This is a genomic window from Rhizobium acidisoli, assembly GCF_002531755.2.
Classification (GTDB): Bacteria; Pseudomonadota; Alphaproteobacteria; order Rhizobiales; family Rhizobiaceae; genus Rhizobium; species Rhizobium acidisoli.
On sequence record NZ_CP034998.1, the window covers coordinates 2,942,953 to 2,957,343 of the forward strand.

General features: G+C 61.3%; 12 protein-coding genes and 2 pseudogenes. 5 read left to right on the top strand and 9 right to left on the bottom strand.

The features are described from left to right. The first annotated feature begins 169 nt into the window (after positions 1–169). Both CO657_RS14540 and CO657_RS14545 read left to right on the top strand, forming a co-directional pair. A complete protein-coding gene (locus CO657_RS14540) occupies positions 170–1,210 on the top strand; it encodes a glutamine synthetase beta-grasp domain-containing protein (protein WP_003592960.1) in 1,041 nt (346 codons plus the stop codon). 239 nt (positions 1,211–1,449) lie between these two features. Continuing rightward, positions 1,450–2,631, top strand: a complete 1,182-nt coding sequence (locus CO657_RS14545; RefSeq protein WP_054182770.1) for a glycosyltransferase family 4 protein — start codon at positions 1,450–1,452, stop codon at positions 2,629–2,631. A gap of 87 nt (positions 2,632–2,718) precedes the next feature. On the opposite strand, the gene CO657_RS14550 is transcribed toward CO657_RS14545, so the two are convergent. Continuing rightward, complete coding sequence (locus CO657_RS14550; RefSeq protein ID WP_054182771.1) at positions 2,719–3,732, bottom strand: alpha/beta hydrolase; 1,014 nt, start codon at positions 3,730–3,732, stop codon at positions 2,719–2,721. Positions 3,733–3,891: 159 nt separating this feature from the next. On the opposite strand from CO657_RS14550, the gene CO657_RS14555 reads away from it, so the two are divergent. Continuing rightward, positions 3,892–4,329 carry a MarR family winged helix-turn-helix transcriptional regulator gene (locus tag CO657_RS14555; protein WP_054182772.1) on the top strand — a complete coding sequence of 146 codons (438 nt, stop codon included), beginning with the start codon at positions 3,892–3,894 and terminating at the stop codon, positions 4,327–4,329. 36 nt (positions 4,330–4,365) lie between these two features. Here CO657_RS14555 and CO657_RS38230 read toward each other — a convergent pair. The 4 genes and pseudogenes from CO657_RS38230 to CO657_RS14575 form a co-directional block, all read right to left on the bottom strand. Continuing rightward, positions 4,366–4,509, bottom strand: a pseudogene (locus CO657_RS38230) (bifunctional diaminohydroxyphosphoribosylaminopyrimidine deaminase/5-amino-6-(5-phosphoribosylamino)uracil reductase RibD); the annotation flags it as partial. A gap of 68 nt (positions 4,510–4,577) precedes the next feature. After that, positions 4,578–5,999: a ribosome biogenesis GTPase Der gene (gene der, locus CO657_RS14565; protein ID WP_012558554.1), complete on the bottom strand. Its 1,422-nt coding sequence runs from the start codon at positions 5,997–5,999 to the stop codon at positions 4,578–4,580. A gap of 16 nt (positions 6,000–6,015) precedes the next feature. Then, positions 6,016–6,699, bottom strand: coding sequence for a tetratricopeptide repeat protein (locus tag CO657_RS14570; RefSeq protein WP_003592953.1), 684 nt, complete (start codon positions 6,697–6,699; stop codon positions 6,016–6,018). A gap of 102 nt (positions 6,700–6,801) precedes the next feature. Further along, entirely contained in the window at positions 6,802–7,386 is a 585-nt protein-coding gene (locus CO657_RS14575; RefSeq protein ID WP_054182773.1) for an NnrU family protein, read from the bottom strand. Positions 7,387–7,508: 122 nt separating this feature from the next. Between CO657_RS14575 and CO657_RS14580 the strand changes: the two genes are divergently transcribed. Further along, complete coding sequence (locus CO657_RS14580; protein WP_054182774.1) at positions 7,509–8,498, top strand: polysaccharide deacetylase family protein; 990 nt, start codon at positions 7,509–7,511, stop codon at positions 8,496–8,498. Positions 8,499–8,710: 212 nt separating this feature from the next. On the opposite strand, the gene sbmA is transcribed toward CO657_RS14580, so the two are convergent. Together sbmA and CO657_RS14590 are read right to left on the bottom strand one after the other, a co-directional pair. Next, on the bottom strand, positions 8,711–9,976 hold the full coding sequence (gene sbmA, locus CO657_RS14585) for a peptide antibiotic transporter SbmA (protein WP_003592948.1): 1,266 nt from the start codon (positions 9,974–9,976) through the stop codon (positions 8,711–8,713). A 125-nt stretch (positions 9,977–10,101) separates the two neighbouring features. Continuing rightward, positions 10,102–11,286 (bottom strand): YbfB/YjiJ family MFS transporter, encoded by a 1,185-nt coding sequence (locus CO657_RS14590; protein ID WP_012558557.1) that lies wholly within the window; start codon positions 11,284–11,286, stop codon positions 10,102–10,104. 166 nt (positions 11,287–11,452) lie between these two features. On the opposite strand from CO657_RS14590, the gene CO657_RS14595 reads away from it, so the two are divergent. Beyond that, positions 11,453–12,028, top strand: a complete 576-nt coding sequence (locus CO657_RS14595) for a PadR family transcriptional regulator (protein WP_012558558.1) — start codon at positions 11,453–11,455, stop codon at positions 12,026–12,028. Between the two features lie 281 nt (positions 12,029–12,309). Here CO657_RS14595 and map read toward each other — a convergent pair whose 3' ends face one another. Both map and CO657_RS14605 read right to left on the bottom strand, forming a co-directional pair. Next, entirely contained in the window at positions 12,310–13,068 is a 759-nt protein-coding gene (gene map / locus CO657_RS14600) for a type I methionyl aminopeptidase (protein WP_012558559.1), read from the bottom strand. A gap of 44 nt (positions 13,069–13,112) precedes the next feature. After that, positions 13,113–14,174 (bottom strand): annotated as a pseudogene (locus CO657_RS14605) (LLM class flavin-dependent oxidoreductase). Positions 14,175–14,391: the final 217 nt, after the last annotated feature.

Sequence of the window (14,391 nt, forward strand, 5' to 3'; positions counted from 1 at the left end):
TGACAAAAGAAAAATCCATCTCGACGGGCTGATTTGCGATTTTTCTTGTCTCGGCGGCCGAACTGGCACGCTACGTGCTTTTAAAGGTGCATCCCCTGGCGGTTGGGTGCGCTTGCGCGCCCAGATCGTCTCCGGATTTGCTCACCTTCGTAGCATTGAGAGAGTCACGATGACAAAATATAAGCTCGAGTATATTTGGCTCGATGGGTACACTCCGGTACCGAACCTGCGTGGCAAGACGCAGATCAAGGAATTCGACGTATTCCCGACGCTGGAACAGCTTCCGCTCTGGGGCTTTGACGGTTCGTCGACCATGCAGGCCGAAGGCCGCAGCTCCGATTGCGTGCTGAAGCCGGTCGCAATCTATCCCGACCCGGCCCGCACCAATGGCGCGCTCGTCATGTGCGAAGTCATGATGCCCGATGGCGTCACGCCGCACCCGAGCAACGCCCGCGCGACCATCCTCGACGACGAAGACGCCTGGTTCGGCTTCGAGCAGGAATATTTCTTCTATCAGAACGGTCGTCCGCTCGGCTTCCCTGAGCAGGGTTATCCGGCTCCGCAGGGTCCCTACTACACCGGCGTCGGTTATTCGAACGTCGGCGATGTCGCCCGCGAAATCGTCGAAGAGCATCTCGACCTCTGCCTCGCTGCCGGCATCAACCACGAAGGTATTAATGCCGAAGTGGCCAAGGGCCAGTGGGAATTCCAGATTTTCGGCAAGGGCTCCAAGAAGGCCGCCGACCAGATCTGGATGGCACGCTATCTGCTGCAGCGCCTGACCGAAAAATACGGCATCGACATCGAGTATCACTGCAAGCCGCTCGGCGACACCGACTGGAACGGCTCGGGCATGCATTGCAACTTCTCGACCAAGTACATGCGCGAAGTCGGCGGCAAAACCTATTTCGAAGCGCTGATGGCGCAGTTCGAAAAGAACCTGATGGACCACATCGACGTCTACGGTCCTGACAACGATAAGCGCCTGACCGGCAAGCACGAAACGGCACCGTGGAACAAGTTCTCCTACGGCGTTGCCGACCGTGGCGCATCGATTCGCGTCCCGCACTCCTTCGTCAAGAACGACTACAAGGGCTATCTGGAAGATCGCCGCCCCAACTCGCAGGGCTGCCCTTACCAGATCGCTTCGCAGGTTCTGAAGACGATTTCGGAAGTTCCGACTGCAAGCTCGGCTTCCGCTGCCGCTTAACCTCCCAAACGGCGCCGGTCCACGACCGGCGCCGTCCTTCTTTCCGCATGCAAACCGCGATCGGCCGCTGACATATTCGCGGGGATCGGGCCGTTGAAAGGCCTGCAAACGCTGGCATGCGGCTGTAATATTTCCATCATGGTCATGCCTCAAAATAGGCAAGCGGGAATCGCCGTTCCGGAACCCCGCTTTGGGGTTGAGCGTTGGCATATCGATGCAACGCGGATGGAAATCGTGACATGCTGCAACGTCCGGCAAACACTCATCACAGCGAGAGCTGGGCCAATGCCGCAGCCGCCGGCAACCTGCCCGAACGGTTGGTGATCATCACCGACGCCTGGCATCCGCAGGTCAACGGCGTTGTGCGCTCGATCGAGAACACCAATCGCGAGCTGGCCAAGATGGGCGTGGCTGTTTCGATGGTGACGCCGGAGCGCTTCAACAGCATCCCCTGCCCGACCTATCCCGAGATCCGCCTGTCGATCGCCAACTACCGCCGCATCGCCCGTGAGATCGAAAAACACAATCCCTCCTATGTGCATATCGCCACGGAAGGGCCGCTGGGGTTGACCGCCCGCCGCTGGTGCCTGCGCAAGGGCATGCCCTTCTCCACCAGCTATCACACGCGCTTCCCCGAATATGTTTCCGCCCGCCTGCCGATTCCGCAAAGCTGGCTTTATGCCTTCGTACGTTGGTTCCATAATGGCGGCGCCGGCTGCATGGTCGCCACCCCGAGTCTTGCTCGTGAGCTTTCGGCACGCGGCATCAAAAACCTGATGCCCTGGACCCGGGGCATCGACGCCGCGCAATTCCATCCCATGCCGCTTGAGGAAAAGCCATTCGGCCTTTCCCGCCCGATCTTCATGACGGTCGGCCGCGTGGCGCTCGAAAAGAACCTGCCGGCCTTTCTCGATCTCGACCTGCCCGGTTCGAAGGTCGTCGTGGGCGACGGGCCGGCGCGCACCGAGCTGGAGCAGCGCTATCCCGATGTGCACTTTACCGGTGTGAAGTTCGGCGAGGAGCTGGCCAAAGCCTATGCCCAGGCCGACGTCTTCGTCTTTCCCTCGCTCACCGACACGTTCGGCAACACCATCCTGGAAGCGCTGGCATCGGGTGTCCCGGTCGCCGCCTATCCGGTCACCGGCCCGCTCGATATCATCGGCGAAGACAGCGAGGTCGGCGCGCTCGACCAGAACCTTCAGTCCGCCTGCCTTGCCGCCCTTTCCGCCTCGCGCACCAAAGCGCGTGAGCTTGCCATGCAATATTCCTGGGAAGCGGCGACGCTGCAGTTCATCAACAATATTCGCGCCGCCAACGGCGTCATTACGCCGAAATGGAAAAAGGCCTGGCAGTTTGCCAAATCGCTGCCAAGAAGCAGAAAGCCCGGCGAAACCGCCGGGCCTCTCCCCTCCGCAGATTAAAGCAATTCCAGCAAAAGTGTGAAGCGGCTTTGCCAGGCAAAGCGCTTTTGCCGGGTATTGCGTGAAAACAAAGAGCTTCAATCGCCCCTACTTATGCAAAGCGTTGCGAAGCGTGTCGTTCGCGACGGCGATCGCGCTACGCGCCGCAGGCGTTTCGGCAATGGCGTTCAAGAGCACAAAGTCGTGGATCGTGCCGTTGTAGCGCATCGACGTGACGCGAACGCCGGCCTGGCTGAGCTTGCGGGCATAGGCCTCGCCTTCGTCGCGCAGCACGTCGTTCTCATCGACGATGACCAGTGCCGGCGGCAGGCCGTTCAGTTGCTCCAGCGAGGCCTGCAGCGGTGAAGCCGTCGGCTCCTTGCGCTTGGCTTCGTCGGGCAGGTAGGCGTTCCAGAACCACTTCATCGCTTCCTTGGTCAGCCACGGACCATTGGCGAACTCATTATAGGAACCATTGTCGAAATTGGCGTCGGTGACCGGGTAGAACAGCACCTGCTGGTCGATGGCGGGACCTCCGCGCTCCTTGGCGAGCAGCGTCACCACCGCCGCCATATTGCCGCCGACGCTGTCGCCCGCGACCGCCAGCCTGCCGGCGTCGACGTTGAACTCCTTGGCATGCTCTGCGACATATTTGGTCGCCGCATAGGCCTGCTCGATGGCGACGGGATAACGGGCTTCTGGCGAGCGTTCGTAATCGACGAAGACGACGGCAGCGTTGGCGCCGTTGGCGATCTCGCGCACCAGCCGGTCATGCGTATCCGCATCGCCCAGTACCCAGCCGCCGCCATGAAAGTAGAGAATGACCGGCAGCGTGCCCTTGGCATGTTCCGGGCGGACGATGCGCAGTTTGATGCTGTCCGTCGGGCCAGCCTTGATGACCTTATCCTCCACCTGGGCAGCAAGCTTCTTAACCTCGCCCTTCTGTGCGCCGGCTAGAACATTGCGGGCATCGGCCGGCGACAGCGTGTAGATCGGCTTTCCCCCGGCAAGGCCGTCGATGAATGTCTGCGTTGTCGGCTCGAGTACCGGGTCGGCAAGCGCACCGGCGGCGGAGGCTGCAAGGAGTGCTGCGGCGGAAACGGCGGTCTTGATGGTCGACATTGTCTTGTCCTCTCGGTTTGGTGTTCGTCGTGAACACAGCATTTATATCGCGCACGATTATTTATCGGACAACTCAAATTTCCGCATGCCTGCCATGCAGAAAATTCGCTTGCGATTATTTATCGCGCGATATAGAGTTGCCCGGTTCTGGAGATGAACATGCAGGATCAGCTGAAGCTCGACAATTTCATCTGCTTTGCCGTCTATACGGCAAGCCACGCGCTGAACCGCGTCTACAAGCCGCTTCTCGATAAACTCGGCCTCACCTATCCGCAATATCTGGCCATGGTCGCGTTATGGGAGCGGGACGGCCAGAGCGTCGGCAGCCTCGGCGAAAGGCTCTTCCTGGAATCGAGCACGTTGACACCATTACTGAAACGCCTGGAAAGCGCCGGCTATATCAGGCGCGAACGCAGCAGCGAGGACGAACGCGTCGTCGTCATTCGGCTCAGCGAGGCGGGTATTCGCCTGAAGGAAAATGCGATCGGCATCCCGGGCTGCATCGTCGAAGCGAGCGGCCGCGAAGCGGTGGATCTCACCCGGCTACAGGCTGAGATCGTGGCGCTGCGCGAAGCGCTGAATAAGAGCGCGGCTTAGGTTCAAGACGACCGAGATAGCACGCACCTGAGGCGCCCCCTCTGCCCTGCCGGGCATCTCCCCCACAGGTGGGGAGATCGGCTGGGCGGACCCGCTCGCTCCAACATCGATTGTTTGGGGAGATACCATCCGCGAGTCGATCTCCCTCCTTGTGGGGGAGATGCCCGGCAGGGCAGAGGGGGTGCCTCAGGCACGACGCGAATGGATATTGCACTAGGCGCAGACCCAGCGTCCTAAATGTTTAGCCTCTACGTCCGCCTCTTCTTGCCTTCGAACGGATTCTCAGCTGAACGGAAATGAATACGGATCGGCACACTCGGCATGTCGAAATCGGCGCGCAAGCCGTTGATCAGATAGCGCGTATAGGATTCCGGCAGGGCATCCGAACGGGTGCAGGAGATCATGAAGGCCGGCGGACGGGCCTTCACCTGCGTCATATATTTCAGCTTGATCCGGCGGCCGGAAACGGCCGGTGGCGGGTGCTGGATCTGCTGCGTTTCCAGCCAGCGATTAAGCTTTGCCGTCGAAATGCGCTTGTTCCAGACCCTGTCCGTGTCGATGATCGACTGCATCAGCTTGTCGAGGCCCCAGCCGGTCTGGCCGGAGATCGGCACGGCGCGGATGCCGCGCGCCTGCGGCAGCAGCCGGTCGGTCTTTTCGCGCAGGTCGGCAAGCACCGCCTGCCGGTCTTCGATCATGTCCCACTTGTTGAAGGCGAGCACGGCCGCGCGGCCTTCGCGCAGCACGAGATCGACGATCTGCAGATCCTGCTTCTCGAAAGGGATCGTCGCGTCGAAGACGATGACGACGGTTTCGGCAAAACGGATGGCGCGCAGCGCGTCGGCGACGGAAAGCTTCTCCAGCTTCTCGGTCACCCGCGCCTTGCGGCGCATGCCTGCGGTATCGAACATTTTGATGGTGCGGCCGCGCCAATCCCATTCGACCGAAATGGAATCGCGGGTAATGCCTGCCTCCGGCCCGGTCAAAAGCCGGTCCTCGCCGAGGAAACGGTTGATCAGCGTCGACTTTCCGGCATTCGGCCGGCCGACGATCGCCACCCTGAGCGGCTTGGTATCGTCATAGAGGGGCTCTTCGTCCTCGTCTTCGCCTTCACCCGCGGCCTCGGAAATATCGACGTTGGTGACGGCGACATCCTCCTTGGCATAGGCCCGGTCCTTGCCGATCGCCTCGACGATCGCGTCGCGCAGATCGAGCATGCCCTCGCCGTGTTCGGCCGAGATCGGCGTCGGCTCGCCAAGCCCGAGCGTATAGGCGTCGTAGAAGCCGCTGTCGGAGCCGCGTGCTTCGGATTTATTGGCGACCAGCACCACCGGCTTGCCGCGCCGGCGCAGCATTTCGGCAAGAGCCGTGTCGACGGGCGTCAGCCCGTTCTTGGCATCGACGACAAAAAGCGAAAGATCGGCCTCGTCGATTGCTGCTTCCGTCTGGGCGCGCATCCGGCCCTGCAGGCTTTCCTCGTCGGCCTCCTCCAGACCGGCCGTGTCGATAATGGTAAAGGTCAGGCCCATCAGCCGCGCATCGCCCGGCCGGCGGTCGCGGGTCACGCCTGGCGTGTCGTCGACAAGCGCCAGCTTCTTTCCCACCAGGCGGTTGAAAAGCGTCGACTTGCCGACATTCGGACGACCGACGATCGCGACCGTGAAACTCATTCTTTTTCCTTAAAACTCAGCCCTGCGCGGCGGGCGCCTTGCCGGATGCGGTAATGAGATCAAGCATCATATGAGCGCGATTGGTAACATTGCGCGGGCTGTCGGTATCGTCGACGATTGACTGGAACCATTGCCGCGCCTGCGCCATGTTGCCGGCCTTGTAGGAAGCAAGGCCGAGCGCTTCGCGTGCCGAATGGCGGAAGGCGTTGCCCGGCACGGCCATTTCCTCGATCGCGGCCGAAACCTGTTCATAGGAGCCGTTTTCGATCAGCAGCCAGCCGGCCCGCATTTTTGCGGCATCGCGCACGGCGGCCGGAACGCCATTATCCTTGCCGATCTCGTTGAAGGCAGCAATCGCCGCGGCAGCGTCGCCCTTCTGCGCCTGAACGGTCGCCGCCCGCATGCGCGCCAGCACCGGATAGGCGCCATGGCCTTCCTTCTCCAGCTTATCGAGCGCGGCCAGCGCTTCGTCGTTCTTGTTTTCGTCGGCAAGCTTCATTGCCGCCAGGAACTGGTCGCCGGCGCCGGAGGAGCGGGTATCGTCCCAATATTCATAGAGCACCTTGCCGGCGGTGCCGACGACGATCAGGATGGCGACGACGATGATATAGCGGCCAAAGCGGCGCCAGACACCCTTCATCTGGTCGGACCGCAATTCCTCATTGACTTCACGGATGAAGCTGTCGTCGTTGAATGCCATTCTCGTCTCCGGCCGCGGAAATACCCAACACTATGCAAGATGCATATTGCCGGGCCTTCTACCCCATTTTGCCGCAGTTGTAAGGGGGATATGAAAGATTCGTTACATCACAAGCGGCGAAACGCCGATCGACCATTCGTGCAGCTTCCAGATGATCAGCGCCCAGACGACGATCCCGATGACGATCGCATAGAGATCGTATTTGGCCGACACGAACGGCCGGAGCACGATCTCGCCCGCCCGCTGCCGCCGTTTCAGCGAAATGCGCAGGATGACGCCCCAGGCGAGAAAGGCCGCAAACAGCAGCACCGACGAGGTCTCGCCATTGGCGAGCAGATGCGCCAGCGCCCAGATCTTCACCGACAGCACCATCGGATGTTTGGTCTTGGTCGCAATATGCCCCGCCGGCAGCAGCGAGGCGACCAGACAGATCATCGCGATCAGCATGAGCGTAATGGTGATATGCGCCATCCAGACCGGCGGATTGTAGAGTATGCCGGTCACCTGGCGGGCTTGGCCAAATCCGTAGATCAACAGGATCAGCGTCGCCAGGCTCGCGATCGAATAGCCGGCCCGCCAGCCCTTCTCGCCGAGGCTTGCGATCATCGAGGCGCGGAAGCCGGGGGCGACCACCCGCACCAGATGCACCCCGAGGAAAAGTATGATGCCGACGATAAGCAATGCCATGGCGGATCCCTTCCGTACCGTTTGTCATGGCTTAGCGGCTGGCGGGAAAAAATACCAGTTGAGACCGCAGCTTCGCCGCAATTCTATCGGAGGGAAACCGCGAACAAATTGTCGCGGTGCCCATGTCTCGTCCCCTCCTCTCCGCCTGTCTGGCTGTCTCCTTCCTTCTGCCTGTCACGGCAGAGGCGGTCGACCGGCCGAAACAGCTGGTCATCATCTCCTTCGACGGCGCCCACGACAATGCGCTCTGGCTGAAAAGCCGCGAGATGGCCGCAAAGAACGGCGCCCATTTCACCTATTTCCTCTCCTGCACCTTCCTGATGAACGAGGCGGCGAAGAAGGCCTACCAGGCGCCGCACCAGAGACGCGGAAAATCCAATGTCGGCTTCGCCCAGAGCGACGACGAGATCCGCGAACGCCTCGGCAATATTTGGCACGCCCATCTCGAAGGTCACGACATATCGAGCCACGCCTGCGGCCATTTCGATGGCCGCGAGTGGAGCGAGGCCGATTGGTCGGCCGAATACGCCACCTTCCACACCACCCTGAAGAATGCTTGGAAAGGCGTCGGTCTGGACGAGCCGGCCGGCTGGCAGGATCTCGTCGATCACGGCATCAAGGGTTTCCGCGCCCCCTACCTCTCCGCGACCGCGGGAGCCGACATGATTGCCGCCGAAAAGAAGGCGGGCTTCAGCTATGACGCGAGCCTCGTCACCAAAGGCCCGGCCATGCCTGTCGAGGAAGACGGCATCATCCGCTTCGGCCTGCCGCTGATCCCCGAAGGCCCAAGCGAAAAGCCGATCATCGGCATGGACTACAATCTCTTCGTGCGCCATTCGAAAGGCGAGGAAGACACCGCAGACAGTTCAGCCTTCGAGCAGCGCGCCTATTCAGCCTTCAAAGAGGCTTTTGACAAGCAATATGCCGGAAGCCGAATCCCCCTCCAGCTCGGCTTCCACTTCGTCGAGATGAACGGCGGCGCCTACTGGCGCGCCCTCGACCGTCTGGTCAGCGACGTCTGCCATCGAGCCGACGTCGCCTGCGTCAGCTATTCGGAAGCGATCCCGATGATCGAGGCGCGCGGAAGATTGCAGCAGACGTCGGGGCTATGACGGGATAGTTTTTAAAGCGAAACGTCGAACCGAGCGGCCCCCTCATCCGGCTACCGCCACCTCTCCCCGCTGGGGAGAAGAGACAAGCAGCGGCGTCTCAACTCCCTCTTCTCCCCAGCGGAGAGAAGGTGCCCGTAGGGCGGATGAGGGGCCACACGGCATGCCGTCATGGAATGCCCGCATACCCTTCCCCATCCAGGCAGCCCCACTCATCAACCGTCGGCGTGCACGACACCCGCATCACGCTCCAGATAACGCTGGTCGATATCCGGCAGCGGCTCATCGTCAATTGCTGCCTCGAAGGCCTTGAGGCGCTTGTGGATAGAGAGCAGCTCGATGATCGTTGTCCAGGAATTGACCAGATACTGGAACGAGTTGCTGACCTGCCCGAAGGCTGTCGAGATCTGCTGGAAGATACCGTAGGTGATAGTGCCCGCCACGATCGTCGGCACCAGCATGAAGACCACGAAGAGTGCGTCGGCCTGGATATAGAAATAGCGGGCGACATTGAAATACATGTAGTGGAAATACATGCGGTAATAGTTGCGGCGAACGTTGCCGAAGAGTTCGGTGACCGTCAGCGGCTGAGCCCGTTCCGCATGGTCTTCGCCATAGACCAACTCCTTGCGATAGGCCGCTTCGACGCGCTGGTTACGGAAGTTCAGGCCCGGCAGCTTGACGCCCGCGACCGCCAGCAAAACCGTGCCGAACGCCGACCAGAAGAGCGCCAGCCAGAAGAGCGAATTCGCCACCGGCCCAATGAACGGTAGTTCCGTCACATAATGCGACAGCGCCAGCAGGATCGGAAGGAATACCACGAGCGTCATCACCGAGTTGATGAGGCTGATGCCAAGACCTTCGAGCGTGCTCGAAAAGCGCATCGTGTCTTCCTGAACGCGCTGCGAGGCGCCTTCGATATGGCGCAGCTTTTCCCACTTCGACATGTAGAAATTGTTCATCGCCGTGCGCCAGCGGAAGATGTAGTGGCTGGTGAAAAAGTCGGTCATGATCGACACGAACATGCTGAGGAACGCGATCTGACAGAAGACCCACATCAAGCTATAAAAATTGTCGACGGAAATGCCCTGCTGCTTCGACAATGCGTTCTGCAGCAGGTCGCCGAATGGTCGGCGCCAGTTGTTGATCACGACGCTGATCTGGACGCCGAAATAGGTGACGAAGATGATCAGCGCCGACCCCCAGATCGACCACAACTTCCAGGGATGATGCAGCGCCTTCAGATGCCATGCGCCACAGAAAATCACCGCCGTAAGGAAGAAATAGCCGTAGAACCAAAGATTTTCGGGCAGCAGGAAGAACGACAGGTCGATGGGTTGCTGTTCTTCCGGAACAGGCCCATAGCCGAGCGATACACCGAGATGACCGGCGAAGAGATACCAGCCGGCGATCGAAATCAGCGTCCAAACCACGAGCGAGGTAAAGAACGCCTTCGGCTGGGGAAAAAAGGAATGAAACACGGGGAGCTTTGCTTTCCTGAACTGTGAGTCTCGGGAGTGTCGTGGAACACTGATTTTGCCGGAAACTAAGGCAGTTCGAAGGAAGCAGCAATGGGTTCAGCCGATTGTTACGCAGATGTAACGGGTTAAGCGATTTTCTTGATCACCGGCATCACAAGCGCCGCGCAGACAAGAAGTGCGGCGGCGGCAATCACCGTCGGAACGGTGAAACTGCCCGAGCGTTCGGCGATCCAGCCGGCAACGACAGGCCCGACGATCTGGCCGACACCGAAGGCTGCGGTCATCATCGCCAGGATCCGCCGCGGGCTCTCCGGGGAAAGTTTGCGGCCGATCTGCAGGCCGTAAGCGGTGATCGCCAGGAAGGTCGCCCCGAACAGCGCCCCGCCGATCAGCGGTGCGGCAGAGTGCGGCAGCATCACCGTTGCAAGCACGCCGGCGGCTTCGACCAGAAGTGCTGCGACATAGACGCCGCCGAGCCCGAGCGGCCTGACCAGCGGCTTCCAGGCAAATAGCGCCACCGCCGACGTCAGGCCCGCAATGAACCAGCAGAGAAATTCGACGAAGGCACCCGTGGAGGACAGGCGGGCGATGGTGACGAGAAAGGTCGCGGTGATCACATAGCCGAAGCCGAACAGGCCGTAGGACAGCGTGATCAGCACCATCGGCCGGCTCCAGACGAGGGCCGGCTCCTTGCCCGTACGCGCCGATTGCGCCGGCGCCGACGGCAAGAGCAGGAAGACCACGACGAGGCTTGCCGCGCAGTAGAGCGCGCCGCCGATCCAGTCGGCGCGCCAGCTGTCCTGGCCGCCGTGAAAGCCGAGGCCGATGAGAAACACCATGATCGAGGACAGCGCGATCCCCGCCCCCGGCCCGCCGAAATGCGCTGCCTGCACATGGTCGTTGCCGGCGGCAGCCCCGTGGCTGAGCACGATCGATGAGGTGAAAACCATCGCAAAAGCGCTGGCGAGGCCGGCCAGGAAGCGGATGACGGCAAAGACTGCGACGGAATTTGTGGCGGCCATGGCGGCGAGCAGGATTGCGGTGGCAAGCAGTGCCAGCAGCGCCACCAGCCGTTCGCGCCCCGCCGCCCAGCCATAGGCGGCAAGCACGGCGCCGACGAGATAACCGACGAAATTCGCCGAAGCGATAAAACCTGCATCCGCCGCAGAAAGCGGCACCCCGCTCATCATGCCGGGCAGGATCGGCGTGTAGGAGAAACGCCCGAACCCCATGGCCGCCGCCATCGCAACGGCGCCGGCGGCGGCAGTGGATACGAGATTCGGCGGAGAATGACGGATGCGCTCAAGCATGCAGCGCTTATCGCGCCGCAGCACCTGCGCGACAATCAAGTAATTCTGATCGGTCGATCAATTTCCGGAAACATGAAAAATTCCTCGCCTCCCTTGAAAGCGATTATCTTACGATATATGTTTTAAGACATAGCCAACGATATATCCAACGATGACAGGAAAAATCATGAGAGGTTTTAAAGGCGGCATGTTCGGCGACGCTTTCCGCATGGGCCGCAAATTCGCGGCCGGCGATCTGCAGCTCGTCATTCTGGCGCTGCTCGCTGAGCAACCCCGCCACGGCTATGAATTGATAAAGTTGCTGGAGGAACGCTCCGGCGGCTTCTACGTGCCGAGCCCCGGCGTTATCTACCCGGCACTCACCTATCTCGAAGAAACCGGTCTTGCCGAGGTTGAGAACGAGGGCACCAAGAAACTCTACAGCATCACCGAGGCCGGCCGCCGCCGCGTCGAGGAAAACCGCGACATGATCCTGCACACACTCGCCAAGCTGGAACGCATCGGCGAGAAGATGGCCTATGTGAAGCGCGTCTTCGAAACCGACCGCCACGGCGCCGACGAGGGTGATGACGGCGATTTCATGCAGGACGGCGGCGATATTCGCGCCGCTCGCATGCTGCTGCGCTCAGCCCTTCGCATGCGTTATCCCTGGTCAAAGCCCGAGGCCGCCCGCATCGCCGGGATATTGGAACGTGCGGCGACGGAAATCCTGCAGGGCGGCAGGCCGGAAACGCGGGGGTGAGGAAGAAGGTTGGCGCCGATTTCGGTGGGTTGCAAGTGCACTAAACCTCTCCGTCCTCATTCCTGTGCTCGTCACAGGAATCCAGTGCGCCCAGGTCCCTGGGCGCGTGAGACTGTCTTCAACTGCTTATAGAGTCATTCACCGCGCCGACGCGCGGTGGCTGGATTCCTGTGACGAGCACAGGAATGAGGGAGGAGAAGTGAGCGTCCCCGACGATGCGCCGTCGAGACGCCGGCAGATCACGGTAACCATCGGGTATCCTCGAAGGGCGCGGCGCTTCCCTACGCCCGCCCGTCCGGCAAAGTCAGAATCACCGGCCCGTTGCGCGTTGCCACAACCGTATGTTCATACTGCACGGTCGGCGCCTTCGGATCGGCATAGAGCGTCCACGCATCGTCGCCGCCTTCCGCCCAGGTCGCGCCGAGCGACAGGAAAGGCTCGACGGTAAAGACGAGCCCATCCGTCATGACGCGTTTTTCCGAAGGGTCCGGCCAGGTCGAGAGTTCGGCCGGCTCCTCGTGCAGCGAGCGGCCGACGCCGTGGCTCGCCAGATTGGCGACCAGCGTATAGCGGTTCTTCTGCGCGAAGGCGCCGACAGCGGTGCCGATCTTTGCCAATGGCTCGCCCGATTTCACCTGGTTAAGCCCGACCCAGAGCGCCCGCTTGCCGTCGCGGCAGAGCTTGTCGATCTTCGGCTTGACCGGCGGCATCGCGAAGGAAGCGCCGGTATCGGCAAAGAAGCCGTCCTTCTCCGCCGAGACGTCGATGTTGACGAGGTCGCCGGCGCGGATGACGCGCGGCCCGGGAATGCCGTGGGCGATTTCCTCATTGACGCTGATGCAGGTCGCCCCCGGAAACTGGTAGCAGAACTCCGGCGCCGAGCGCGCGCCCGAATCCTCGAGCACCTTACGGCCGATCCGGTCGAGCTCCAGCGTCGTCATGCCGGGCTCCATTGCCGCCGCCATCACCTGGATGGCGTTGGCGCAGATCCGGCCGATCTCCTTGAGCTTTGTCAGTTCGTCGTCGTTTGCGATAACCATTCGTCTGTTCCGGCTTTGCGCAGGGGCGAGCTTAGTCGCCTTGGTTAGGCCGTGGCTTTCGCCCCTTCGCCGCTTTCAGTCAATGCCTTTCTGACGATCGGCGCGACTTTCGTCCCGTAGAGCTCGATGCCGCGCATGATCTGATCATGCGGCATCAGGCCTATCGCCATCTGCAGCAGGAAGCGGTCGTTCTTGAAGAGCGCGTGATGGGCGATGATCTTTTCGGCAACTACCTCGGGATCCCCAACAAAGAGCGCCCCGTTCGGTCCGCGCGACATGTCGAACTGCGTCCGGCTCGTCGGCCCCCAGCCGCGCTCGCGGCCAATGCGGTTCATCACTTCGGCCTGCGGCCCGTAAAACTGTTCGGCGGCGGCCTCCGTCGTATCGGCGATGAAGCCGTGGACGTTGATGCTGGTCTTCAGCTTGGCCTGATCCTGCCCTGCGCGGCGCGCCGCCTCCCGGTAGAGATCGAAGAGTGGCGCGAAACGGCGCGGCTAGCCGCCGATGATCGCCAGCGCCACCGGCAGGCCGAGCGCACCGGCGCGCGCTACCGATTGCGGCGTGCCGCCGACGGCGATCCACAGCGGCAACGGATCCTGCAGCGGTCTGGGATAGACGCCGCGCCCGCGGATCGGCGCGCGAAGCTCGCCGCTCCAGTCGACCGTCTCACCGTCACGCAGCGCCAAAAGCAGATCGAGCTTTTCCTCGAATAGCTGGTCGTAATCCTCGAGATTGTAGCCGAACAGCGGGAAGGACTCGATGAAGGAGCCGCGCCCTGCCATGATCTCGGCCCGGCCGTTCGAAATCAGGTCGAGCGTTGAAAACTGCTGGAAGACGCGCACCGGATCATCGGAGGAAAGTACGGTAACCGCGCTGGTCAGCCGGATGTTTTTCGTCTTGACGGCCGCCGCCGCCAGCGCGACGGCAGGCGCCGACGCCGCATAATCCCGCCGATGATGTTCGCCGAGCCCGAAGACATCGAGTCCCACCTGATCGGCAAGCTCGATCTCCTCAATCAGATGCTTCAGCCGTTCGGCCCCTTCCACTCCCTTGCTGCGGGAGGGATTGGGATTGACATCCGCAAACGTATAAAGACCCAGTTCCATCGTCGGCATCCTGTTGAATTCCGCCCGGAGATAAGGATCGGCGGCAGGGAACACAAATACAAACTCTGGAACAGAATGTTCGAGAATTTCGATAGCGGTGGGGTGCCCTATTGGTTGCGTCATAAAGAGTCCCTGCGCCGTAGACACGGCGCTGCTGGATTCCTGTGACAAGCACAGGAATGAGGGAGCAAGGGGGATGAACCGCACTCATATTTCC

Coding starts and splice junctions, on each gene's coding strand:
- CO657_RS14570 (WP_003592953.1), bottom strand. CDS start 6,699: ATGGCATTCAACGACGACAGCTTCATCCGTGAAGTCAATGAGGAATTG.
- CO657_RS14555 (WP_054182772.1), top strand. CDS start 3,892: ATGCAGGATCAGCTGAAGCTCGACAATTTCATCTGCTTTGCCGTCTAT.
- CO657_RS14550 (WP_054182771.1), bottom strand. CDS start 3,732: ATGTCGACCATCAAGACCGCCGTTTCCGCCGCAGCACTCCTTGCAGCC.
- CO657_RS14590 (WP_012558557.1), bottom strand. CDS start 11,286: ATGCTTGAGCGCATCCGTCATTCTCCGCCGAATCTCGTATCCACTGCC.
- CO657_RS14545 (WP_054182770.1), top strand. CDS start 1,450: ATGCTGCAACGTCCGGCAAACACTCATCACAGCGAGAGCTGGGCCAAT.
- map (WP_012558559.1), bottom strand. CDS start 13,068: ATGGTTATCGCAAACGACGACGAACTGACAAAGCTCAAGGAGATCGGC.
- CO657_RS14580 (WP_054182774.1), top strand. CDS start 7,509: ATGTCTCGTCCCCTCCTCTCCGCCTGTCTGGCTGTCTCCTTCCTTCTG.
- CO657_RS14540 (WP_003592960.1), top strand. CDS start 170: ATGACAAAATATAAGCTCGAGTATATTTGGCTCGATGGGTACACTCCG.
- der (WP_012558554.1), bottom strand. CDS start 5,999: ATGAGTTTCACGGTCGCGATCGTCGGTCGTCCGAATGTCGGCAAGTCG.
- CO657_RS14595 (WP_012558558.1), top strand. CDS start 11,453: ATGAGAGGTTTTAAAGGCGGCATGTTCGGCGACGCTTTCCGCATGGGC.
- CO657_RS14575 (WP_054182773.1), bottom strand. CDS start 7,386: ATGGCATTGCTTATCGTCGGCATCATACTTTTCCTCGGGGTGCATCTG.